Source organism: Oerskovia turbata (assembly GCF_000718325.1).
Taxonomy (GTDB): Bacteria; Actinomycetota; Actinomycetes; order Actinomycetales; family Cellulomonadaceae; genus Oerskovia; species Oerskovia turbata.
Window position 1 is genome coordinate 226,278 of sequence record NZ_JOFV01000008.1, and the last position, 23,510, is coordinate 249,787.

The 23,510-nt window shown below is 71.2% G+C and carries 20 protein-coding genes and 2 tRNA genes; 15 read left to right on the forward strand and 7 right to left on the reverse strand.

Annotated features, from left to right (window positions below):
• The first annotated feature begins 206 nt into the window (after positions 1-206).
• Both IE95_RS0110925 and dusB read left to right on the forward strand, forming a co-directional pair.
• A complete protein-coding gene (locus IE95_RS0110925; protein WP_030151665.1) occupies positions 207-1,595 on the forward strand; it encodes a glycine--tRNA ligase in 1,389 nt (462 codons plus the stop codon).
• Between the two features lie 118 nt (positions 1,596-1,713).
• On the forward strand, positions 1,714-2,925 hold the full coding sequence (gene dusB / locus IE95_RS0110930; RefSeq protein ID WP_030151666.1) for a tRNA dihydrouridine synthase DusB: 1,212 nt from the start codon (positions 1,714-1,716) through the stop codon (positions 2,923-2,925).
• A 95-nt stretch (positions 2,926-3,020) separates the two neighbouring features.
• Here dusB and IE95_RS0110935 read toward each other — a convergent pair whose 3' ends face one another.
• On the reverse strand, positions 3,021-4,826 hold the full coding sequence (locus IE95_RS0110935) for a glycoside hydrolase family 13 protein (protein WP_030151667.1): 1,806 nt from the start codon (positions 4,824-4,826) through the stop codon (positions 3,021-3,023).
• Positions 4,827-5,042: 216 nt separating this feature from the next.
• A complete protein-coding gene (locus tag IE95_RS0110940; RefSeq protein WP_240666151.1) occupies positions 5,043-6,080 on the reverse strand; it encodes a LacI family DNA-binding transcriptional regulator in 1,038 nt (345 codons plus the stop codon).
• Between the two features lie 238 nt (positions 6,081-6,318).
• Here IE95_RS0110940 and IE95_RS0110945 point away from each other — a divergent pair, with 238 nt between their 5' ends.
• The 5 genes from IE95_RS0110945 to IE95_RS0110965 all read left to right on the forward strand — a co-directional run bounded on the left by IE95_RS0110945 (position 6,319) and on the right by IE95_RS0110965 (position 13,513).
• The gene (locus IE95_RS0110945; protein ID WP_030151669.1) at positions 6,319-7,548 is read left to right on the forward strand and encodes a sugar ABC transporter substrate-binding protein; all 1,230 of its coding nucleotides are present in this window, start codon (positions 6,319-6,321) and stop codon (positions 7,546-7,548) included.
• Between the two features lie 132 nt (positions 7,549-7,680).
• The gene (locus IE95_RS0110950; RefSeq protein WP_030151670.1) at positions 7,681-9,333 is read left to right on the forward strand and encodes an ABC transporter permease subunit; all 1,653 of its coding nucleotides are present in this window, start codon (positions 7,681-7,683) and stop codon (positions 9,331-9,333) included.
• A 1-nt stretch (position 9,334) separates the two neighbouring features.
• Positions 9,335-10,267, forward strand: a complete 933-nt coding sequence (locus tag IE95_RS0110955; protein WP_030151671.1) for a sugar ABC transporter permease — start codon at positions 9,335-9,337, stop codon at positions 10,265-10,267.
• 3 nt (positions 10,268-10,270) lie between these two features.
• Positions 10,271-12,163 (forward strand): glycoside hydrolase family 13 protein, encoded by a 1,893-nt coding sequence (locus tag IE95_RS0110960; RefSeq protein ID WP_084690131.1) that lies wholly within the window; start codon positions 10,271-10,273, stop codon positions 12,161-12,163.
• Positions 12,164-12,247: 84 nt separating this feature from the next.
• Positions 12,248-13,513, forward strand: coding sequence for a deoxyguanosinetriphosphate triphosphohydrolase (locus tag IE95_RS0110965; protein WP_030151673.1), 1,266 nt, complete (start codon positions 12,248-12,250; stop codon positions 13,511-13,513).
• A 68-nt stretch (positions 13,514-13,581) separates the two neighbouring features.
• On the opposite strand, the gene IE95_RS0110970 is transcribed toward IE95_RS0110965, so the two are convergent.
• On the reverse strand, positions 13,582-14,037 hold the full coding sequence (locus tag IE95_RS0110970) for a VOC family protein (protein ID WP_129429471.1): 456 nt from the start codon (positions 14,035-14,037) through the stop codon (positions 13,582-13,584).
• 88 nt (positions 14,038-14,125) lie between these two features.
• On the opposite strand from IE95_RS0110970, the gene IE95_RS0110975 reads away from it, so the two are divergent.
• The 3 genes from IE95_RS0110975 (at position 14,126) to IE95_RS0110985 (ending at position 17,607) form a co-directional block, all read left to right on the forward strand.
• Positions 14,126-15,007 (forward strand): helix-turn-helix domain-containing protein, encoded by an 882-nt coding sequence (locus IE95_RS0110975; RefSeq protein ID WP_164984099.1) that lies wholly within the window; start codon positions 14,126-14,128, stop codon positions 15,005-15,007.
• 66 nt (positions 15,008-15,073) lie between these two features.
• Complete coding sequence (gene dnaG, locus IE95_RS0110980) at positions 15,074-17,014, forward strand: DNA primase (RefSeq protein WP_030151676.1); 1,941 nt, start codon at positions 15,074-15,076, stop codon at positions 17,012-17,014.
• 209 nt (positions 17,015-17,223) lie between these two features.
• Complete coding sequence (locus IE95_RS0110985; protein ID WP_030151677.1) at positions 17,224-17,607, forward strand: hypothetical protein; 384 nt, start codon at positions 17,224-17,226, stop codon at positions 17,605-17,607.
• Positions 17,608-17,717: 110 nt separating this feature from the next.
• Here the strand turns inward: IE95_RS0110985 and IE95_RS0110990 are convergent.
• Positions 17,718-17,790 (reverse strand) — tRNA-Asn (locus IE95_RS0110990).
• 54 nt (positions 17,791-17,844) lie between these two features.
• Positions 17,845-18,351, reverse strand: a complete 507-nt coding sequence (locus IE95_RS0110995; protein WP_030151678.1) for a hypothetical protein — start codon at positions 18,349-18,351, stop codon at positions 17,845-17,847.
• Positions 18,352-18,414: 63 nt separating this feature from the next.
• Between IE95_RS0110995 and IE95_RS0111000 the strand changes: the two genes are divergently transcribed.
• From IE95_RS0111000 to IE95_RS0111020, 5 genes are all read left to right on the forward strand, one after another.
• Positions 18,415-18,488 (forward strand) — tRNA-Ile (locus IE95_RS0111000).
• Between the two features lie 210 nt (positions 18,489-18,698).
• Positions 18,699-19,049: a DUF488 domain-containing protein gene (locus IE95_RS0111005; RefSeq protein WP_030151679.1), complete on the forward strand. Its 351-nt coding sequence runs from the start codon at positions 18,699-18,701 to the stop codon at positions 19,047-19,049.
• A 268-nt stretch (positions 19,050-19,317) separates the two neighbouring features.
• On the forward strand, positions 19,318-20,133 hold the full coding sequence (locus IE95_RS0111010) for a DUF1206 domain-containing protein (protein ID WP_030151680.1): 816 nt from the start codon (positions 19,318-19,320) through the stop codon (positions 20,131-20,133).
• Positions 20,134-20,166: 33 nt separating this feature from the next.
• Complete coding sequence (gene def / locus IE95_RS0111015) at positions 20,167-20,652, forward strand: peptide deformylase (RefSeq protein ID WP_030151681.1); 486 nt, start codon at positions 20,167-20,169, stop codon at positions 20,650-20,652.
• 310 nt (positions 20,653-20,962) lie between these two features.
• On the forward strand, positions 20,963-21,463 hold the full coding sequence (locus tag IE95_RS0111020) for a DUF3145 domain-containing protein (RefSeq protein WP_030151682.1): 501 nt from the start codon (positions 20,963-20,965) through the stop codon (positions 21,461-21,463).
• Between the two features lie 69 nt (positions 21,464-21,532).
• On the opposite strand, the gene IE95_RS0111025 is transcribed toward IE95_RS0111020, so the two are convergent.
• Together IE95_RS0111025 and IE95_RS0111030 are read right to left on the reverse strand one after the other, a co-directional pair.
• On the reverse strand, positions 21,533-22,720 hold the full coding sequence (locus tag IE95_RS0111025) for an HTTM domain-containing protein (protein WP_129429467.1): 1,188 nt from the start codon (positions 22,718-22,720) through the stop codon (positions 21,533-21,535).
• Positions 22,717-23,475: a DUF5819 family protein gene (locus IE95_RS0111030; protein WP_129429466.1), complete on the reverse strand. Its 759-nt coding sequence runs from the start codon at positions 23,473-23,475 to the stop codon at positions 22,717-22,719. The genes IE95_RS0111025 and IE95_RS0111030 overlap by 4 nt, the downstream gene beginning before the upstream one ends.
• Positions 23,476-23,510: the final 35 nt, after the last annotated feature.

Here is a 23,510-nt window from a genome sequence, read left to right on the forward strand (position 1 = left end):
CGGCCCGACGGCGCCGCTCGCCGTCGGGCCGGCGTCTCACCCCGTGCCGCCCGCCGCGCGCCGCCGCGCCGGGAAAGACCGAGTAGCCTGGGACGTTGGTGCCCAGGGCCCGTCCTCCTCGCAGCGACGACCGGGGCACCGGCGTCCCGCAACGTCCCGCACGAAGCCACGTGCGGGGTACGCACGATTCCCTGGAGTGATCAACTGTGGCCACTGCGCCTTCTCGACTCGATGCCGTCGTCTCCCTCGCCAAGCGGCGCGGGTTCGTCTTCCCCTCGGGCGAGATCTACGGCGGTACCCGGTCCGCCTGGGACTACGGGCCGCTCGGGACCGAGCTCAAGGAGAACATCAAGAAGCAGTGGTGGCGCACCATGGTCACGAGCCGTGACGACGTGGTGGGCCTCGACTCCTCGGTGATCCTCCCGCGCGAGGTCTGGGTCGCCTCGGGCCACGTCGGCGTCTTCACCGACCCGCTCACCGAGTGCCTCTCGTGCCACAAGCGGTTCCGCGAGGACCAGATGATCGAGGAGTTCGAGGAGAAGAAGGGCCGCGCCCCCGAGGGCGGCCTCGCCGAGATCGTGTGCCCCAACTGCGGCACGCGCGGCCAGTGGACCGAGCCCCGCGACTTCAACATGATGCTCAAGACGTACCTCGGCCCCGTCGAGGACGAGTCCGGGATGCACTACCTGCGCCCCGAGACCGCGCAGGGCATCTTCGTGAACTTCCAGAACGTCGTCGGCGCGGCCCGCAAGAAGCCGCCGTTCGGCATCGGCCAGATCGGCAAGTCGTTCCGCAACGAGATCACGCCGGGCAACTTCATCTTCCGCACGCGCGAGTTCGAGCAGATGGAGATGGAGTTCTTCGTCGAGCCCGGGACGGACGAGGAGTGGCACCAGTACTGGATCGACCTGCGCACCAACTGGTACGTCGACCTCGGCATCGACCGCGACAACCTGCGTCTCTACGAGCACCCGAAGGAGAAGCTGTCGCACTACTCGACCCGCACGGTGGACATCGAGTACCGCTTCGGCTTCAAGGGCTCCGAGTGGGGCGAGCTCGAGGGCGTCGCGAACCGCACCGACTTCGACCTCAAGACGCACTCCGAGCACTCCGGCAAGGACCTCACCTACCGTGACCCGGTCACGAACGAGAAGTACGTGCCGTACGTCATCGAGCCCGCCGCGGGCCTGACGCGTTCGCTCATGGCCTTCCTCGTCGAGTCCTACCACGAGGAGGAGGCGCCCAACGCGAAGGGCGGCACCGACGTCCGCACGGTGCTCAGGCTCGACCCGCGCCTCGCGCCCGTCAAGGCCGCGGTCCTTCCGCTCAGCCGCAACGAGCAGCTCTCGCCCAAGGCGCGCGACCTGGCCGCCGAGCTGCGCACGTTCTGGAACGTCGACTTCGACGACGCCGGGGCGATCGGCCGCCGCTACCGCCGTCAGGACGAGATCGGCACGCCGTTCTGCATCACGGTCGACTTCGACACGCTCGACGACCAGGCCGTGACGATCCGCCACCGCGACACCATGGCGCAGGAGCGCGTCGCGCTCGACCAGGTCACCGCGTACCTGGCAGCGCGCCTCCTCGGCGCCTGACGCACGGACTGATCTACCGCTGAGTGCGGAGTTCTTGCGCGACACGCCCGGCGTGTCGCGCAAGAACTCCGCACTCAGCGTTTTTCGGCATCCGGGGTGATGGTGGGAGGATGGGCCGGTGACCCTCCCCACCCTTTCCGACGCCACGCGTGCGCCCGAGACCCCGGCGCCCGCAACCGGACACGTGCTGCCGCCCCTGCGGATCGGGCCCCACGTCGTCGAGACCCCCGTGGTCCTGGCCCCCATGGCGGGCGTGACCAACGCCGCCTTCCGCCGGCTGTGCCGCGAGCACGGCGCGGGCCTGTACGTCGCCGAGATGGTGACCAGCCGCGCGCTCGTCGAGCGCAACGAGGAGTCGCTGCGCATCGTCACGTTCGAGGACGACGAGAAGACCCGCTCGGCCCAGGTCTACGGCGTGGACCCCGCGACGGTCGGCGCCGCGGTCACGATCATCGCGGGCGAGGACCGGGCTGACCACGTCGACCTCAACTTCGGTTGCCCCGTGCCCAAGGTCACGCGCAAGGGCGGCGGCTCGGCGCTGCCGTGGAAGCGGGACCTGTTCACCTCGATCGTGCGTGCCGCGGTCAAGGCCGCCGAGCCGTACGGCGTGCCCGTCACGATCAAGATGCGCAAGGGCATCGACGAGGACCACCTGACGTACCTCGAGGCCGGACTCATCGCCCAGCGCGAGGGTGTCGCGGCCGTGGCCCTGCACGCGCGGACCGCCGCCGACTACTACAGCGGCACCGCGGACTGGTCGGCCATCGCGCGCCTCAAGGAGACCGTGACCGAGATCCCGGTCCTCGGCAACGGTGACATCTGGTCGGCCGAGGACGCCGTGCGCATGGTGCGAGAGACGGGGTGCGACGGCGTCGTCGTCGGGCGCGGGTGCCAGGGGCGGCCCTGGCTCTTCGCGGACCTGGCCGCGGCCTTCTCCGGCTCGGACGCGCGCGTGACGCCCGGGCTGCGTGAGGTCGCCGAGACCGTCTACCGCCACGGCGAGCTCATGATCGAGTACTTCGGCGGGGACGAGGGCAAGGGCATGCGCGACCTGCGCAAGCACATGGCCTGGTACCTCAAGGGATACGCGGTGGGTGGCGAGGCGCGTCAGGGCCTCGCGATGGTCTCGACCCTCGAGGAGCTGCGCGGCAAGCTCGACGCGCTCGACCTCGACCAGCCCTACCCGGGCGAGGCCGCCGAGGGGCAGCGCGGACGCGCGGGGTCGCCCAAGAAGCCCCACCTGCCGTACGGCTGGCTCGACTCGCGCGAGCTCTCCGAGGAGTTCGAGGAGAAGCTGCGCGAGGCCGAGCTGAGCGTCTCCGGCGGCTGACGACCCGGCAGTCATGACGACGGCCCGGTGCCGGAGGACGTCCTCCGGCACCGGGCCGTCGTCATGCGGGCCGTCGAGCCGCCAGTGCTACCGGGTCACGCGCGGAACCACACCGTGGTGTCCGCTGGGACGCGGACCTGCGGGTCGGCGCTGCGGTCGGTGACCGTCGGGCCGCTCTCGACCAGGACCTGCGTGCCGCGGGGCAGGACGACGGGCTCGGAGCCCAGGTTCGCCAGGACGACCACGTCACCGTTGCGGAACGCGATGACGTCCGTGGAGTTCGCGTAGGCGTCGACCCAGGCGAGCGAGCCCGCGCCGAGGTTCTCGGCCTTGCGGATCTCGAGCGCGGCCTTGTACATCTCGAACGTCGAGCCGGCGACGCCGTACTGCGCGTCGGCCGCGAGGGTCCTGTACGACTCGGGCTGGGGGAGCCAGGTCTTGCCCGTGGGGCCGAACCCGAGACCCGGGGCCTCTGCCTCCCAGGGGAGCGGCACGCGGCAGCCGTCGCGACCCGCCTCGGCGCCCTCGGTGCGGAAGAATGCGGGGTCCTCGCGGACCTCGTTCGGGAGCGAGGTGTGCTCGGGCAGGCCGAGCTCCTCGCCCTGGTACAGGTACGAGCTGCCCGGCAGGCCGAGCATGAGCAGGCTCGCGGCGCGGGCGCGGCGCAGACCGAGCTCCTCGTCGGGCTGGGGCTCGTGCGCGAAGATCCCGTTGGGGCGCAGGCCCGGCTCGGCGAGGCCCAGGCGCGAGGGGTGGCGCACGACGTCGTGGTTCGACAGGACCCACGTCGTGGGTGCGCCGACCTCGTCGGACGCGTCGAGCGAGGCCGCGACGACCGCACGCAGCGGGGCCGCGTCCCAGGCCGTGGTGAGGAACGAGAAGTTGAAGGCCTGGTGCATCTCGTCGGGGCGCACGTAGCGGGCGAGGCGCGAGAGCGGCTCGACCCAGGCCTCGGCCACGAGGGCGCGGTCGCCGTCGTACTCGGCGAGGACCTTGTGCCACGCGCGGTAGATGTCGTGCACGCCGTCCTGGTCGAACATGGGGCCCGAGTTGCCGGCGCCGGTCGAGCCGTCCTCGGGGGCGCCCGTGTCGGTGCCCTCGACCATCGAGACGGTGCCGTCCCAGTCGGGCAGGCCGTCGGCCTTGACCATGCCGTGCGCGACGTCGATGCGGAAGCCGTCCACGCCCTTGTCGAGCCAGAAGCGCAGGACGTCCTCGAACTCGGCGCGGACCTCGGGGTTGGTCCAGTCGAGGTCGGGCTGGGTCGAGTCGAACATGTGCAGGTACCACTGACCGGGCACCTCGCCCTCGGCGCCGGTCACGACGTGCGCGTCGGCGCCCGCGGTCACGCGGGTCCAGGCCGGGCCGCCGAAGATGGACTGCCAGTTGTTGGGGGGCAGCTCGCCGTTCTCGCCCTTGCCCTCGCGGAAGAGGTAGCGAGCACGTGCGGGGGAGCCCTCGGGCGCGGCGAGGGCTTCGACGAACCAGGCGTGCTGGTCCGAGGTGTGGTTCGGGACGACGTCGACGATCACGCGGATGCCCATGCCGTGCGCCGTCGCGAGCATCTCGTCGAAGTCGGCGAGCGTGCCGAACAGCGGGTCGACGTCGCGGTAGTCGGACACGTCGTAGCCGGCGTCCTTCTGCGGGGACCGGTAGAAGGGCGAGAGCCAGACGGCGTCGATCCCCAGGGCCTTGAGGTGCGGCAGGCGGGCGGTCACCCCGGGCAGGTCGCCGATCCCGTCACCGTTGCCGTCCGCGAAGGAGCGCGGGTAGACCTGGTAGATCACGGCGTCGCGCCACCACTCGCCGGGGCCTTCGTGGGCCGCGTGGACGAGCTGGGTGGCGGTGAGCGCCGTGGCGGAGTCGACCTCGGTCGGCGCGGTCGAATCGATACGAGACATGGAGTACAGGTCCTCACTGTGCGGGGTGTGGCGGGGTGCTGCGAGCTCTGGGTGCCGCCGGGGCGTCGCACCGGCTGCGGTGCGACGGTCCGAGCGGGGATCCGGGCGCGAGGCGCCCCGGGAACACCGGAACGGCGACGAGGCACCGGAACGGCGACCGGGGTGCGACAGGAGGACTGCCGCGTCGAGCCGTCGTCCGAGTGTAAGCGCTTACGGCTAGGGGTTGTCGAGTCGAGCGCTCGGCGCGGCGCCCGTCGATCCGCGCACGATCAGCTCCGGCTGGAACAGCAGCTCCGAGCGCGGGGCCCGCTCTCCGGAGATCTCCGTGAGCAGCGCGCTGATGGCCGCCTGTCCCATCGCGGCGACCGGCTGGCGCACGGTCGTGAGCGGCGGGTCGGTGAACGCGATGAGCGGGGAGTCGTCGTAGCCGACGACCGACACGTCCTCGGGGACGCGCAGCCCGCGCGACCGTGCGGCACGGATGGCGCCGAGCGCCATGAGGTCCGAGCCGCACACGATCGCGGTGTGCCCCGAGTCGATGAGCTCACCGGCCGCGGCCTGCCCGCCCTCGACCGTGAAGAGCGTGACCACGATGTGCTCGGAGGCCCGGTCGGTGTCCTCGATCAGCCCGTGCCGCACGAGGGCGTCCGCGAAGCTCGCGAGCTTGCGCTGAGCCGGGACGAAGCGTCCCGGACCGATCGCGAGACCGATCCTGCGGTGGCCCAGCGACTGCAGGTGACGGACCGAGAGCTCGACGCTCGCGACGTCGTCGGGCGAGACGAACGGGGCGTCCACGCCCGGCGCGTAGCCGTTGACCAGCACGATGGGCATGCCGCGGCTGCGCAGGCGCTCGTAGCGCTCGTGGCTCGCCTGGGTGTCGGCGTGCAGGCCCGAGATGAAGACGATGCCGTCGACCGCGTGGTCGAGCAGCATCTCGACGTACTCGTCCTCGGTGGTGCCGCCCGGTGACTGCGTGCACAGCAGGGGCGTGTATCCGTGCTCCGAGAGCAGCGACTCGACGACCTGGGCGAACGCGGGGAAGACGGGGTTCGTGAGCTCCGGGACGATCAGTCCCACCAGGCCGGCCGACCGGTTGCGGAGCTTCTCCGGGCGTTCGTACCCGAGGAGGTCGAGTGCGGCGAGGACGGCCTGGCGCGTCTCGCTCGCGACGCCGACCTTGCCGTTGAGGACGCGCGAGACCGTCGCAGTGCTGACGCCGGCCTGCTCGGCCAGATCTGTGAGACGGGTACGCACGTGGGGGAGTGTAGGGGACACCGGACCTCCTCGTCCTGGTTGCTCGCGGGCTGGATGTCGCAGTCCCGGAGGCGGTGCGCGATGAGCTGTTTCACCGTGATGTGCAATGCGTTGCATGAAAGTTACCGCAAGCGCTTGCATCATGGCTACCCGGCATCGTACGGTCGTCCCCATCAGGGCCGAGGACGGCAGGTTCGCCACCCTCGGCTGACATCTCGAATGCTTGGGAGTGACTCAGATGCGACGGAGCATCCTTCTTGCCGCAGCGCTCGGCACCACGCTGGCGCTCACAGCCTGCTCCGGCGGCGGTAGCGGAGACGACCCGACCACGGGGTCCGAGGACACGGCCGGCTCGACCGGTGCGCTGACGGTCTGGGTCGACGAGACCCGCCAGGCCGCGGTCACCGACGCGGCGAAGGCCTTCGAGACCGAGACCGGCACCACGGTCGAGGTCGTCCTCAAGAACTTCGACGACATCCGCGCGGACTTCCTCGCGCAGGTCCCCACGGGCAAGGGCCCCGACATCACGGTCGGCGCGCACGACTGGCTCGGCGAGTTCACGACCAACGGTGTCGTCGCACCGCTCGAGCTGGGCGACAAGGCCGCCGAGTTCGAGAAGGTCTCGATCGAGGCCTTCACGCAGGACGGACAGGTCTACGGCCTGCCCTACGCGACCGAGAACATCGCCCTCATCCGCAACACCGCGCTCGCACCGGCAGCACCCGCCACGTGGGACGAGGCCGTCGCCGCCGGTCAGGCCGCCGGGACCAGGTTCCCCATCCTCGTCCAGTCGGACGGCGCCGACGGGGACCCCTACACCCACTACCCCCTGCAGACCTCGTTCGGCGCCCCGGTGTTCACGCAGAACGACGACGGCTCCTACAGCTCCGAGCTCGCGATGGGCGGCCCCGAGGGGCAGGCCTTCGCGACGTGGCTCGGCGCGCAGGGCGCAGCCGGCACGCTCAGCCAGGACACGACGTACGACATCGCGGTCGAGGCCTTCAAGAACGGCGAGTCGCCCTTCATCGTCGGCGGCCCGTGGATGATCGAGTCGTTCGAGGGTCTGAACCTCGCGATCGACCCGATCCCCAGTGCCGGTGGCCAGGCCGCCCAGCCGTTCGTGGGCGTCCAGGGCTTCTACCTGAGCAACCAGAGCAAGAACGCGCTCGTCGCCAACGACTTCCTCGTCAACTTCCTCTCGACCGAGGAGGCCCAGACGGCCCTGTACAAGGCGGGCAACCGTTCGCCGGCCCTCACCGTCTCGGCCGACAAGGCCGCCGCGGAGGACCCGATCATCGCCGGCTTCCGTGCCGTCGGTGCCGACGCCCTGCCCATGCCCTCCATCCCCGAGATGGCGTCCGTGTGGAGCTTCTGGGGCGTGACCGAGGCAGCGATCGTCGGCGGCGCCGACCCGATCACCACCTGGGACAAGATGATCGCCGACATCCAGGCAGCGATCGGTTCCTGATCACCTGACACCCTGGCCGTGGCGCCCCACCGGGCGCCACGGCCGCGGGTCGTCGGCGCACCCCGCACGAGCGGCGCTGCGCCAGCCCCATGACGCGGGCCGGTACCCGTGTCGCACGACTACGGAGGCTCGATGTCCGCCCCACAGATCACGCCCACCGACACCGCCGTCGGCGCTCCGGAGGACTCCGGGCCGCCCGAGGGGCCGCGCAGGGCGCGCCCGCGCCGGGACCGCGACGGGTCGCACGCCCGGAACTACAGCCCCGGGTTCTTCGCCAAGCTCGCCCTCATGGCGGTCATCGACGCGCTGGGCGTGTACGTGGTCTGGTCCGCGTGGACGGCCGAGTCGTACGGCATCCTCGCCGCGTCGGCGGCCATGCTGGTCGCGGCCAACTGGGTCTACTTCTCCAAGCGCGCGCTGCCGCTCAAGTACATCCTGCCTGGCCTGATCTTCCTGCTGGCCTACCAGATCTTCGTGGTGGCCTACACGGGTTACATCGCCTTCACCAACTACGGCACGGGTCACAACTCGACCAAGGAGCAGGCGATCGAGGCCCTGCTCGTCCAGAACGAGCGCCGCGTCGAAGGCTCCGAGTCGGCCCCGCTCACGGTCGTCGAGGACGGCGGCACCCTCGCCTTCGCGATCGTCACGCCCGACGGCGACGTCGAGGTCGGCTCGGCCGAGCAGCCCCTGACCGTGGTCGACGACGCGACGGTCGAGGCCGGCCGCGCGACGGAGGTCCCCGGGTACACGGTCCTCGAGCGCGGTCAGGTGCTCCAGCGCCAGGAGGAGGTCACGAACCTCCGCGTTCCTGTGTCCGACGACCCGGAGGCCGGGTCCATCCGTACCCCGGACGCGATGACCGGGTTCGTGTACACGTCGACGCTCGAGTACGACGACGCGGCCGACACCATGACGGACACGACGACCGGCACCGTCTACACCCCCAACGACGACGGCCAGTTCGAGGCCGCGGACGGCACGACGCTCGCCGTCGGGTGGCGCGTGGCGGTCGGGTTCGACAACTTCGTCACCGCCTTCTCCGACGGGCGCTACGCGCAGCCCTTCGTCAAGATCCTCGCGTGGACGTTCGTGTTCGCGATCGGGTCCGTGGCGACCACGTTCCTGCTGGGCCTGTTCCTCGCGATCACGTTCAACGACGTGCGCATGCGCGGTCGCAAGATCTACCGCGTGCTCATGATCCTGCCGTACGCGATCCCGGGCTTCCTCGCGGCGCTGCTGTGGTCGGGTCTGCTCAACACGCGGTTCGGCTTCGTCAACGAGGTCCTGCTGGGCGGGGCGGAGATCCAGTGGCTCACGGACCCGGTGCTCGCGAAGCTCTCGGTGCTGTTCGTGAACCTGTGGCTGGGCTTCCCCTACATGTTCCTGATCTGCACGGGTGCCCTGCAGTCGCTGCCGTCGGACGTCATGGAGGCCGCGAAGATCGACGGCGCCGGCCGCTGGCGCACGTGGCGCTCGGTCACGCTGCCGCTGCTGCTCATCTCGACCGCGCCCCTGCTGATCTCGTCGTTCGCGTTCAACTTCAACAACTTCACGCTCATCTACATGCTCACCGGGGGTGGTCCACGGTTCGGGGACGCCTCGGTGCCGCTGGGGCACACCGACATCCTGATCTCGATGGTCTACCAGATCTCCGGGGTCGACGGGTCGGCTCCGAAGAACTTCGGGCTCGCGAGCGCGCTGTCGATCGTCATCTTCGTGATCGTCGGCACCATCTCTGCCCTGGCCTTCCGGAGCACCCGCAAGTTCGAGGAGATCAACTGACATGGCGACCACCTCTGTCTCCGCTCCCGTCGGCTCGGCGGGCTCGTCCTCCGGTGGCGCGTCCGTTCCTGGGGGCCGCACGCGCATGAAGCCCGGCCGCTGGTTCAGCGAGCTCGGCTGGCGTCACCTCGTGGGCGTCGTCGCGGTCGTGTTCGCGGGGTTCCCGCTGGTCTACGTCCTGTCGGCGTCGCTGTCCGAGAACGGCACCCTCACGGGCTCCAACACGCTCTTCGCCGACGTCAGCTCGGCGAACTACGCGGAGCTCGGCGACTCGCTGTTCTGGACGTGGATGCTCAACACGCTCGTGATCGCGGTCGCGACGTCGGTCGGCACCGTCCTCATGGGTGCCGCCGCGGCGTACGCGTTCTCACGGTTCCGCTTCACGGGTCGCCGCACGGGCCTGACGTCGCTGCTCATCATCCAGATGTTCCCGCAGATGCTCGCGTTCATCGCGATCTTCCTGCTGCTCCTGAGCCTCGGCGACGTGGTCCCGGCTCTCGGCCTGGACAGCAAGCTGGCGCTGATCTGCGTGTACCTCGGTGGCGCGCTGGGCGTGAACACGTTCCTCATGTACGGGTTCTTCAACACGGTCCCGCGCGAGCTCGACGAGGCCGCGAAGCTCGACGGCGCGACGCACGCCCAGATCTACTGGACGATCATCCTGCGTCTCGTGGCACCGATCCTGGCCGTCGTGGCGCTGCTGTCCTTCATCAGCACGTACGGCGAGTTCATGATCGCGCGCATCATCCTGACCTCGGAGTCGAACTGGACGCTCGCGGTCGGCCTGTACGGGTGGGTCTCGTCGCTACGCGAGGCGAACTGGGGCCTGTTCACCGCGGGCGCGGTCATCTCGACGCTCCCGGTGCTGGCGCTGTTCCTCTACCTGCAGAAGTACATCGTGGGCGGCCTGACGGCCGGCTCGGTCAAGGGCTGAGGCATGAGCACCACCGTGCCCGACGACGTCACGCCCGCCGGGAGGACCACCTCGCCCCGCGAGGTGGTCGCCCTGGCCGCGCACCACGACGGCTCCGAGGTCTACGTCCCCGGCGGTACGCCTGCCCTGGGGGACGTGGTCCCGGTCCGGGTCCGTGTGCCACGGGTTCCCGGCGGTGCCGACGCGCAGGTCCGGGCCGTGTGGCTGCGGACCGTGCGCGACGGCGAGCCGCGGCTCTCGGAGGCTCGCCTCGAACGGCAGGACGAGCACGAGTCCTGGTACGTGGCCGACGTCCTGGTCCACAACCCGGTCACGAGCTACCGGTTCTTCCTGGACGTCCCGGGCGGGTACCGGTGGCTCAACGGCCGCGGGCTCTTCGACCGTGACGTGCCGGACGCCGCGGACTTCCGGCTCACGGTCCACCCGCCTGCCCCGTCGTGGATGGGCGACGGCGTCGTGTACCAGGTCTTCCCGGACCGGTTCGCCCGCTCGGCCGAGGCTGACGCGCGGCCGCTCCCGGACTGGGCCCAGCCGGCCGACTGGGACGACGAGCCGCTCGCGGCCGGCCCCGGCGTCGGGACGCAGTACTACGGCGGTGACCTGCGGGGCATCGAGGAGCGCCTGGACCACCTCGAGGCGCTCGGCGTCGGGACGGTCTACCTGACCCCGGTCTTCCCGGGGCGCTCCAACCACCGCTACGACGCGAGCACGTTCGACCACGTCGACCCGCTGCTGGGCGGCGACGAGGCGTACGCGTCGCTCTCGCGGGCCGTGCACGCGCGCGGGATGCGGCTGCTCGGTGACCTCACGACCAACCACACGGGCGCGGGCCACGAGTGGTTCGAGCGCGCGCACGCCGACGAGTCGAGCGTCGAACGCGACTGGTTCTACTGGACGCCGGGCGAGCCCGGGTACGTGGGCTGGCTCGAGCACGCGTCGCTGCCCAAGCTCAACTACGGCTCGCCCACGCTCGGGGCGAGGATGATCGACGGGCCGGGCTCCGTCGTCGGGCGCTACCTGGGGGAGCCCTTCGCGCTCGACGGGTGGCGCATCGACGTCGCGAACATGACGGGGCGCTACGCCGACGAGGACCGCACGCTCGAGATCGCGCGCCGGATCCGCGCGACCATGGCCGCGATCAACCCCGACGCGGTCCTGGTGAGCGAGCACTTCCACGACGCCTCGCTCGACCTCGCGGGCGACGGCTGGCACGCCAACATGAACTACTCGGCGTTCACGCGCCCGATCTGGACGTGGCTCGCGCCGCACGGCTCGACCGTCCCGTTCCTCGGGCTGCCCGTCACGACGCCGCGTCGCGGCGGGCGCAGCATGGTCGAGACCATGCGCGACTTCGACGCCGTGCTGCCGTGGTCGGTCACGTCGCGACAGTGGAACATGCTCGGGTCGCACGACACCCCTCGCCTGCGCTCGATCGTGGGCTCGGCCGAGATGGTCGAGGTCGCCGCGACGCTCCTGCTGACCTACCCCGGCACGCCCGTGATGTTCGCGGGCGACGAGGTGGGGCTCACGGGCACCAACGGCGAGCACGCGCGCGCGACCATGCCGTGGGACCGCCCCGACCGCTGGGACCCCGGCACGTTCGAGGTCTACCGGCGGCTCGTCGCGCTGCGCCGGGGGAGCCGGGCGCTGCGCGAGGGCGGACTGCGCTGGCTCGTGGTCGACGACGACGCCGTGGCCTACCTGCGCGAGACGACCGACGAGCGCGTGCTCGTCGTCGTCGCGCGGGACGACTGGGCCGGGGCGCGCCTGCCGCGCCACCTGCTCGACGGGGCCGACGCCGAGCGGCTGTACGGCGACCTGGGCCTCGACGTCTCGGCCGCGGGCCTTGACGTGGCGGGCGACGGCCCGGGCGTCGGGGTGTGGCGGCTGGCCTGAGCCGCAGCGGCCCGCGACGGAGCCCTGGGGACGAGCACCACGGTGACCCGCCGCGTCGATAGGGTGGGACCCGTGCCCCACACGATGCCAGGAAGCGCCCTCGGATACTCGGCCCACGACGTCGAGCGATGGGTTCCCGAGCCGCCCAAGAGCAAGGCCCGCACGCCCTTCGAGCGCGACCGGGCGCGTGTGGTCCACTCCTCGGCGCTGCGTCGGCTCGGCGCCAAGACCCAGGTGCTGGGGCCGGGCTCCGACGACTTCGTGCGCACGCGCCTGACGCACAGCCTCGAGGTCGCGCAGGTGGGCCGGGAGATGGGGCGTGCGCTCGGGTGCGACCCGGACGTCGTCGACACCGCGTGCCTGGCCCACGACCTGGGGCACCCGCCGTTCGGGCACAACGGTGAGCGGGCGCTCGCGGAGATCATGGCGGACCACGGCGGCTTCGAGGGCAACGCCCAGACGCTGCGGCTCCTGACGCGTCTCGAGCCCAAGGTCTTCGCCGCGGACGGTACCCCGGTAGGCCTCAACCTGACCCGTGCGAGCCTCGACGCGAGCGTCAAGTACCCGTGGCGCCGGGGCGAGGGGCCGCTGCGCGCGGACGGCTCCACGACGCACAAGTTCGGCGTCTACCCCGACGACGTGCCCGTCTACACGTGGCTGCGCGAAGGGGCCCCCGAGCACGTCAAGTGCATGGAGGCGCAGGTCATGGACCTGGCCGACGACATCTCCTACTCGGTGCACGACGTCGAGGACGCGATCGTGGGCGGCAAGCTCGACCTCGCGGTCCTCGCGGACCCCGACGAGCGGGCGCGGGTCGTGGCTGCGGTCCGCGCCTGGTACGGCGACGCGTACACCGCGGACGAGCTCGACGCAGCGATCTCCCGGCTCGAGTCCACCGGCCACCTGATGCGCGGGTTCGACGGGTCGCGCCGGGCGCTCGCGGCCCTCAAGGACTCGACGAGCCAGCTCATCGGGCGCTTCAGCGGGTCGGCGCAGGCCGCGACGCGCGAGGAGTACGGCGACGGTCCCCTCACGCGCTACTCGGCGCGCCTGGTCGTCCCGGAGGCGACGTCCGCCGAGATCCTCGCGCTCAAGGGCATGGCGGTCGCGTACGTCATGGCCCCGCGCGAGGAGGAGCCGCTGCACCACCGTCAGCGCGAGGTCCTGGCGAACCTCGTCGAGGTCCTGGTCGACAAGGCGCCGGACGCGCTCGAGGCGCCGTTCGCGGCGGACTGGGTCGAGGCGCCCGACGACGCCGCTCGCCTCCGGGTCGTCGTCGACCAGGTCGCGTCGCTCACCGACGTGAGCGCCTACCAGCTCCACGAGAGGTGGGTCGGCAGGACGCGTTGAGTCCCGTCCAGAGGTCAGGGCCATCACGGCGTCAACGGCGTCGGCCGTCGGCTTCGTGCGGGTCAGGCTCAGCCCGCGGGTTGCTCGCTCATCCAGACGTCGCTCGCGCGCTGCACGTCCTCGGCCGTGACCGAGTCGGCGACCGTCGTGAAGTACCACCGGTGCCCGAAGGGGCAGCGTACCGAGGCCTGTCGGAAGCCCTCGAACCAGTCCGCGGGCTCAGCGGTGCTCACCGCCCCCGCCGCGATGGCCCGGGCGTAGGCGGCGTCGGTGTCGGGGACGGGCAGCGTGAACGACACAGGCGTCGGCCCCTCGGGATCCGGTGCCACCGAACCCGCGCCCGGGAACTCCTGGGCGACCGTGAACGTCGAGAACCCCGACGCGGTGGGCAGCCGCAGGTCCGAGTGAATGACCGCGTCCCCGGCCGAGATGACGTCGTCGACCTCGGCGCCGAACGCCGCGACGTAGAAGTCGATCGCGGCCCGCGCGTCGGAGACGGCAAGGTTCGGGTGCAGGGCTGACATGTCCATGGTTCCTCCAGTGGTGGGTGTTGCCGGTTCGTGGTGCGTCGGATCCATCGTCCTGTCGGTGCTCGGTGGCAGTCTTGGAGGAATGCGACACGAACCTGGGGGCGCACCCGGAGCCCCGAGCAGTCCCGCCGGCGCGGGCGCTCCCGGCGTCCCGTCCACCACGTACGGCGTGGTGGACCCGGCGGCCGCGCGCCGGGCGTTCGCGCTCGAGCGACTGCCCGCACCGGTCGACCTCGCGGACCGCGTCGACTGGTTCTGGCTCGTGCGCTGGGACCTGCCGGTCGGGGAGTCGTTCACCCAGACCGTGATCCCGCACCCCTGCGTCAACCTCGTCGCCGAGCCGAGCGGCTTCGCGGCGCACGGCATCCCCGACGCCCTGTTCGACCGCACCCTCACCGGGGCGGGCGTCGTCGTCGCCGCCAAGCTGCGCCCCGGCGCGCTCGCCGTCCCGCGCGGGACGTCCGTGCCGGCGTCGGACGTCCTGGGTCCGGGGGCGGACGAGGCGGGGGAGCGCGCCCTCGCGCTCGCCGAGCGCGGCCAGCACCAGGCCGCGGTCGGTGTCCTCGCGGACCTCCTGCGCGACCGGCTCGCCCCGGACCCCGCGCTGCCCCAGGTCTCCCGCGCGCTCGACGCCGTGACCTCGGGAGACCTCGGCCCGCACGCCCGCGTCAGCGACCTCGCGCGCGTCGCGGGGACGAGCACCCGCAGCCTGCAACGCCTCCTGGGAGAGCGGCTCGGCGTCGGGCCCAAGTGGGTCCTGCAACGCCACCGCGTCCACCTCGCCGCCGAGCGCCTGGCGACCGACCCCGGGCAGGACCTCGCGGCGCTCGCGGTCGACGTCGGGTACTACGACCAGGCGCACCTCGCTGTGGACTTCGTCTCCACGACAGGTCACACGCCGAGCGCGTACGCGCGCCGGTGCGCGGCCTCGCAGGCCAGGGCGCTGGCGCTCCTGTTGGCCTGACGACGAGGGAGGAACGCGAGAGCGAGGCCCGCCCCGAGGGGGCGCGAAGACACCTACACTCGTCACGTGGCAGGTCTGATCCGACGCGAGGACGTCGACGCGGTGCGCGAACGCGCGAGGATCGACGAGATCGTGTCCTCGCACGTGACTCTCAAGCCCGCTGGCGTGGGCTCCCTCAAGGGGTTGTGCCCCTTCCACGACGAGCGCTCGCCGTCCTTCCACGTCCGCCCCCAGGTCGGGCGCTGGCACTGCTTCGGCTGCAACGAGGGCGGCGACGTCATCTCGTTCGTGCAGAAGATCGACGGCATGACCTTCACGGAGGCCGTCGAGTACCTGGCCGACCGCGTCGGCATCCAGCTCCGGTACGAGGAGTCGGGCGGCCCGCAGCGCCCGCGCGAGGAGCCCGGCAAGCGCCAGCGGCTCCTGGAGGCGCACCGCGTGGCCTCGCAGTTCTTCTCCGAGCAGCTCTTCGGACCGGGCGCCGCGGTCGCGCGCGCCTTTCTCGCCGAGCGCAGCTTCGACCGCGCGGACGCCGAGCGCTTCGGCGTCGGCTTCGCCCCGACCGGCTGGGACGCGCTCCTGCGGCACCTGCGCGGGCGCGGCTTCACCGAGGCGGAGCTCATCGCGTCGGGCCTCATGAGCCAGGGACAGCGCGGCATCTACGACCGCTTCCGCGGCCGCCTCGTGTGGCCCATCCGCGACGTCACGGGCGAGACCATCGGGTTCGGGGCGCGCAAGCTCTTCGACGAGGACCAGGGCCCCAAGTACCTCAACACCCCCGAGACCACGCTCTACAAGAAGTCCCAGGTGCTCTACGGGATCGACCTCGCCAAGCGTGAGATCGCCAAGAACAAGCGCGTCGTGGTCGTCGAGGGGTACACCGACGTCATGGCCGCGCACCTGTCGGGCGTCACGACGGCCGTCGCGACGTGCGGCACGGCGTTCGGCTCGGACCACGCGCGCATCGTGCGCCGCCTCCTCGGGGACACGACCGCAGGCGGCGGGCTCCAGCTCGCGTCGGGCGCGTCGCTCGGGGGAGAGGTCGTCTTCACGTTCGACGGCGACGCCGCCGGTCAGAAGGCCGCCGTCCGCGCGTTCGGCGAGGACCAGCGCTTCTACGCCCAGACGTTCGTCGCGGTCGAGCCCAGCGGCATGGACCCGTGCGAGCTGCGCATGGCGCGCGGCCCCGAGGGCGTGCGGGCGCTCGTGGACGGGCGACAGCCCCTGTTCGAGTTCGTCATCCGCACCACGCTCGCCACGTTCGACCTCGACACCGCCGAGGGGCGGGTGGCCGCGCTGCGCGCCGCGGCCCCGGTCGTCGCGGGCATCCGTGACACGGCCCTGCGCCCCGAGTACGCGCGCATGCTCGCCGGCTGGATCGGCATGGACTCCGAGTCGGTGCGCCGCGCGGTCGCCGCAGCGGGAAAGGCGGGCGTCCCCCAGACGCTCCCGGCGCCAGCCCGCCCCGCGCCTCCCGGGCCCGACGACGCAGCCCCCGCGGCGCCGTCGGGTCCGGTCTTCTCCCCGCCTGACCCGCGCGACCCCGTGGCCCGTCTTGAGCGGCAGGCGCTCGTCGTCGCGCTCCAATACCCGCACTTCGTCCCAGCCGAGGAGTTCGACAAGTTCTCCGAGACGGCCTTCGCGACACCCGCCTGGCGGGCCGTGCACGACGCGATCCGGGCTGCCGGGGGCATGGCGGGCGCTGCCGCGCACCCTGCCGGGCAGTGGGTCGAGCACGTGATCGAGCAGGCCCCCGAGACCGTGCGGGGCATCGTCAACCAGCTCGCGGTCGCGCCGCTGCCCGAGGACCGCGAGAACGTCATCCAGGGATACGTCCAGGGCGTGGTCAAGGCGTTCGTGGACCTGGGCCTCACGCGGCGCGTCGCGGACGCCAAGAGCCGCCTGCAACGCCTCGACCCGGCCGCCGACCCCGACGCCTACGGTGCGGCGTTCGCCGAGCTGCTGTCGGTCGAGAAGGAGCGCCGGGAGCTGCGCGAAAGGGTCTGAGGACCTGAGGTTTGCGCCCGCCCGCCGAGGGTGACGTGCCCGCCCGCCGAGGGTGACGCTGGCGCGGGTGTGGCCTGGTCGCGCGACGCGAACGCGAGAACGAACCTGTGGACGACCGGCACAGGCGCCAGGCGCGGACCAGGATGGTGTCCGCCGGCCGGCACCACGCGGGAGATCCCGCACCGTCAGCTCATCCGAGGAGATCAACCATGTCCCGTGCCGTCGCTGTGCCCGTCGTCGACCGAAGTGCCGCCCTGATCGTCGCGGGGCTCGCTGGTCTTGTCACCGCGCTGATCCTGTTCTGCGCGTCCCTCGCCGTCGGGCTGGGAGGATCCGACTACGCCTCGTTCTACGGCGCGACCCCGGGTGACGCGGTCGCGGCCGCCGCGCTCGCCGCCGTCAGTGGGCTCGGAGCCCTGTGCGGGGCGGTGGCCTTCCTGCTGGGCGCTTGCCGCGCCGTCGCCAACATGGACCGCTACCTCGCGTTCCGCGTCGCGATCTTGCCCCGACGGGTCGAGCCGCCCACTCCTGGAGAGGCAGGTCCTGAGGTGAGCCCGGCGGGTATCGAGCGCGCGTCCGGCGCCATGCGATGAAGGTCACACCTCTGCAGCAGGGGGGCCGGGCGCCCCAGATCAGTCCGGGCCTGGAGAGATGCAGAAGGCCCCTGGTCTGCGTTTCCGCAGACCAGGGGCCTCGTGTCCTGCTCCCGCGGTAGGACTTGAACCTACGACCGTCCGATTAACAGTCGGATGCTCTGCCAGCTGAGCTACGCGGGACCGTTCACCCTCCGAAGTGCTCCGGTTGGGCGACCGGAGAAAACTCTATCAGCATCAGAGGGGTAGTCCGGACATCGATCGGACGCGGTCCTCCGCGGCGTCGATCACAGCCCGCGTCCGGGCATCTTCCAGGTCCACGCCCGCCTCGGCGACGACCTGGGAGAAGAGCGAGCCGTCGCTGTCGCGGCGTACGGCGACCTTGGCGGTCCGCCCGCCACCGAGGGTCACGACCTCCGCGAGGACCACCGACGACTGCACCCGCTCTCGGACCGTCTGGGCCAGCGCCGTGCGCTTGACGTCGGCGAGGTGCAGGACCAGGGGAGTGGCGCCGTCGACCCACTCGATCGTGATCGACGCGGTGGCCGGATCGTAGCCCGCCTTGTCCACGTCGCACCACGGGCGCGAGGTCGTGGCGCCCCCCGTCGTGGCCAGGACGGTTCGGGTCGCGACCGCCCACGAGCCGTCGACGAGCCGTGCGGAGGCGAGCACGGCGTCCTTCGGGGCGAGGCGCAGGGACCTGCGGGCGTCGTCGGGCAGGGATGTGCGGGCGAACAGAGCCATGCCAGACACGGTACTGCCCGCACGCCCGTGCGGCGCCCGCCTGCCGGTACGCTTGTCCGCCGAGGGGCAGTAGCTCAGTCGGTCAGAGCATCGGACTCATAATCCGCCGGTCGTGGGTTCAAGCCCCACCTGCCCTACCTCCGGGAACGACCCGTGCCCCACGCGCTGCGTCGCGGGTCGTTCTCCCGGGGTTGCCGGGTCCGACCAGACGGCTGACACCGAGTGTGCCGTTCGGGTCGTGCACGGATGGCGGTCGACAGCCCGGACTGCACGTCCGACGAAACGGCCCGTCCAGCGTCCCCGGTCTTGTCGTGCGGGGCGTCGCTCCTCGGCGTTCCATGGGAAGCATGGTCCTCCAGATCCGCCGCGTCTACGCGGACCCCACGCCCGAGGACGGCTGCCGCGTCCTGGTCGACCGGCTGTGGCCGCGGGGGTTGAGCAAGGAACGGGCCCAGGTGGACGTGTGGCTCAAGGAGGTCGCGCCGTCGACCGCGCTGCGCACCTGGTTCCACCACGACCACGCGCTGTTCGACGAGTTCGTCGCGCGCTACCGTGCCGAGCTCGACCAGAACCCCGCGATCGCCGACCTGCGGGCGATCGTCGCCGAGCAGTCGGTCGTGACCCTGCTGTACGGGGCCAAGGACGAGCAGGACAACCAGGCAGTGGTGCTGCGCGACTACCTGGCGACGACGGGCTGACAGGTGCCGGTCCATGCCGAGCACGAGGTTCCGTGCGGTCGAGAACGAGGTAGAGAGCGCCTCGGGCGGTAGGGCGACCTCAACCCCGTTCTCGACATCGAGGACCAGACGCCGCGGGCCTTCTCGGCCGGCTTCAGAGCCTCACCAGCAGCCGACTCGTCTCGAAACGTCCCATACCTCCCGGAGGCCTGGATCGTCCCGTTCGGCGAGCGAGTCGCGCCGGGTCGTGACACGATGCCACGTCCGCTCGACAAGAAGGAGACGCATCGTGCCCACCGGTACCAACCACACCACGTCAGGGACCGCCCAGCGGCTCCAGCAGAGCACGGGCCTGCGGGTCCTGGCCCGCGCCGGGTACGCCGTGAGCGGTCTGCTGCACATCATGATCGGGATCATCGCGGTGCGGATCGCGACCGGATCGGGCGGCGGAGAGGCCGACCAGACCGGCGCGCTCCGGGAGATCGCCGAGACGACCGGTGGCGCGTTCGTGCTGTGGTTCGCGGTCGTCGCCTTCGTCGCACTCGGGCTCTGGCAGATCCTCGAGGCGATCGCGGGGACGAGCGGCGACGCGAAGGAGCGGTCCGCTTTCCGCGCGAAGTCCGCAGGCAAGGCCGTCGTCTACCTGGCGCTGGGGGCACTGACGTTCCAGGTCGTGAGCGGCTCGGGCAGCGGTGGGCAGCAGGACACGCTCACGGCGTCGCTCCTCGCGAACGGCGCAGGCCGGCTGCTCGTCGGTGCTGTCGGGGTCGGCATCGTCGTCGCGGGCGTCTACCACGTGGTCAAGGGCTGGAAGAAGCGCTTCCTCCAGGACCTCGAGGGCAACGCCGGCGGTCAGGTCGGTCACGCCGTCGTCGTCCTCGGGCGGGTCGGGTACATCGCCAAGGGGATCGCGCTCGGTGTGCTCGGAGCGCTCGTGGTGGCCGCCGCGGTGACGGCCGACCCGGCGAAGGCGAGCGGCCTCGACGCGGCGCTGCGAACCATCGGCGATCAGCCCTTCGGTGCCTTCCTGCTGGCCGCCACAGGCGTCGGCTTCGCCGCCTACGGCGTGTACTCGTTCGCCCGAGCCCGGTACGCACGGATGTGAGACGGCCATGGGCGCCATGGAAGAATGGCGCCCATGGCGATGAGAGAGATCCGTGTGATCCCGGACCCCGTGCTCCGCACACCGTGCGACGAGATCACCACCATCGACGACCGGGTGCGCTCGCTCGTCGCTGACCTGGTCGAGACCGTCGACCACGAGGGCCGGGCCGGCCTGGCCGCCAACCAGATCGGTGTCAACCTGCGCGCCTTCTCGTGGAACATCGAGGACGAGATCGGGTACGTCCTCAACCCGAAGATCGTCGAGCTCTCGGACGAGATCCAGGACGGTGACGAGGGCTGCCTGTCGGTCCCCGGGCTCTGGTACCCCACGCGTCGCGCCTGGTACGCAAGGGTCGTGGGCATGGACCTCGACGGCAACGAGATCACGGTCGAGGGGACCGAGCTCATGGCTCGTTGCCTCCAGCACGAGACGGACCACCTGGACGGCATGCTCTACCTCGACCGGCTGGACCGCGCGGTCCGCAAGAAGGCCATGCGGGAGATGCGCGCCCAGCTCTGAGATGCACGACGACGTTCCCCCTCCCGACCCGGGGCCTCCCCGGGCCTGCCCCCGGGGCCCCGGCGGCGAGGGGGACGTCGCGTCCACCCGAGCGAGCACGACTGTCGTGCGACGTGACCGCATAGGGGGAGCAACGCACCGGGGAGCTCTACCGCAGTCGAACGAGAATTGCCATGGGGAGTCCTCCCCTCGCGATTCGGTCGACTCTCAGGCAAGATATGGCTCGTATACCGCTGGTTGATCAGGCATGATGATCCACCCCTGGTGAGGACGTTGGGGAAGACGAAACCTCGACCTAGGGAGGAACGACATGACCGGTGCCATCACACGCGGTGTTCTTTTCGTGCACTCGGCGCCCCGGGCGCTGAGCCCGCACCTCGAGTGGGCTGCTGGGAACGTCCTGGGCGTGCGTGTCACGCTGGACTGGACCGAGCAGCCTGCCGCTCGCGACCTCTACCGGGCCGAGCTCGCCTGGCAGGGAGCGCAGGGGACCGGTGCCCGCCTCGCCTCGGCGCTGCGCGGGTGGTCCCACCTGCGCTACGAGGTCACCGAGGACGCCAGCCACGGGGCCGATGGCGCCCGCTGGTCCCACACTCCCGACCTCGGGATCTTCCACGCGGTGACCGACGTGCACGGCAACGTCGTGATCCCTGAGGACCGGGTGCGTGCCGCCCTCGAGGTCGCGCACGACAACCGTGCCATGCGTGACGCCCTGCACCTGGCCCTCGGCAAGGCGTGGGACGACGAGCTCGAGCCCTTCCGCCACGCGGGCGAGGGCTCGAACGTGCGCTGGCTCCACCGCGTGGGCTGACCCTGCCTCACCGCCTTCACCCCCACGGGGGACCCGGCGACCTCACCGTCGCCCGATGCCTGCCGGCAACTAGGAACCGGCAGGCATCGTCGTTCGTGGGGGAGTCGCCGACGGGTGGGACGTCGACGACTCCTCCGCCTCGTCCGTCCCGTCCGAGCCAGGGCCCGTGACGGCACCGACCGGCTGGAGGACGCCGTCACCGCCCGGCGAGGCAGGAGCCGACGGCGTGGCGGGGCGCCGCCGCACTCGGTCCCACCCGCGCCGCAGCACCGGTGCCAGACGACGTTCCACCGCCTGGTACGTCACGTCCCGGATGAAGATGGCGTCGATGGCGATCATCGTCATCGAGAAGTACATGAGACCCATGAGCACACCGATCCCCAGGTGCATGCCCGTGATCGCGACGAGGGCGAGGATGCGGGTCGAGCGACGAAGCAGCAGGAACGGGAAGAAGAGCTGCACGAACACCGCGCTGTAGCTGAGGATCGCGATCAGCACGCCCGAACGCCCCATGACCTCGGTCAGGGCGGGCCAGGTCGAGAACTCGTCGAGCTGGAACACGTAGTAGATCGCGGTGCCGTGCTGCCACATCCCTCCCTGGATCTTGTACATGGCCGAGGCCACGTAGACCACGAAGATCTGGAACGCGATGAGCACCACGGCTCCGTTGTGCAGCAGAGTGGCGAGCCATGCCCAGGACGCGGACCGCGAGGGCTTGCCGGCCGCCTCGGCCGCGCGCCGCCGTCGGGCGTCGAGGGACCACCGGCCCGACGTGTCCACGAAGACCATGTACAGCAGCACCATGCGCATGAGCTGTATGCCGCCGTCACCGATGTACGCGTTGGTGCGGAACAGCGCGATGTACAGCACCAGCAGCACCGGGATGACGATGCGCGAGCGCCAGCCCAGCACCAGCAGCACCGAGAGCGCGATGAGCGCGAGGTACTGCAGGTCGAACGCCCACGGCGGGGCCGAGCCGTTGAAGAACGTGTCGAGCCACGACGGGAACTCGTCGACCTCGACGCGACCCTGCGCGAACGAGCGCCCCGCACCCCACGCCAGGCTGCGGTCGCCCCAGTTGGCCACGAGCTGCACGGCGATGACCAGACCGAAGCCGATGCGCAGCACCGCGACGCCGTAGGACGCTTTGCGGGAGTCGAGCATCCAGGACTCGCCGGCCGCCCAGGTGCTGCGCAGCCACCCGGTCGCGCCCGCCCACAGACCCGTCATGCCGGCGGCACCGGTGTCGTTGCTCATGAGACCCACTCTCCGAAGACGCCGCTGAAGCCCGCCCGGGCCTCGGGGGTGACCGGCGACGGGTCGCGCCACCCCAGCCGGGTGAACTGTTCCTCCGGGCGCTGGATGCCGGGCGTGAGCCGCTGCTCGAACGGCACGACGCCTTGCGTGGACGTGCTCATCTGGATCGCGACGAGCTCGTCGTCCGGCCACAGGTCCATCGCGGCGAGGGTGCCGAACTCGTAGAGCGAGTCCTCGGACAGCAGGTACGAGTCCATGCCGCTGACGCTCATGCCCGTGCCCAGGAGCGCCCGCGTGAGGTCCTGCCGCCCCCTGGTCCCGTCGTCCGAGACGTGGTCCGAGTGGACCACGGCCTGCTGCTGGCCCTCGAGGGCGCTGTACGACGTCGTGTAGAAGCGGTTCATGCTGACCGGGATGCGCCAGGTGCGCGTCGGCAGGATCTGGTGCCGGACCTGCTCGTTGAAGACGTCCCCCAGGTTGGCCCACTCGGAGACGGTCTCGACTCCTGCCGCGTCCTGGGTGGTCGCACGCACCCACACGCGCAGGTCGACCGACTGCGGGTCCGGCGCGAAGATCTGCCAGTTCTGCGCGAACAGGGGGTACATGTGCTTGGACGTGACCGGGGAGGCCTTGTCGTTGATCGCCGACGTGGGCGCGGCCCAGAGGAAGGTCGAGAACATGTGGAACGCGACCAGTGCGGCCACGACGACCAGGGCGGTGCGTTGCACGACCGTGCGGGAACCCGCGGAGCTCACCGTGTACCTCCACATCGAGGACGGTCCGAACGACC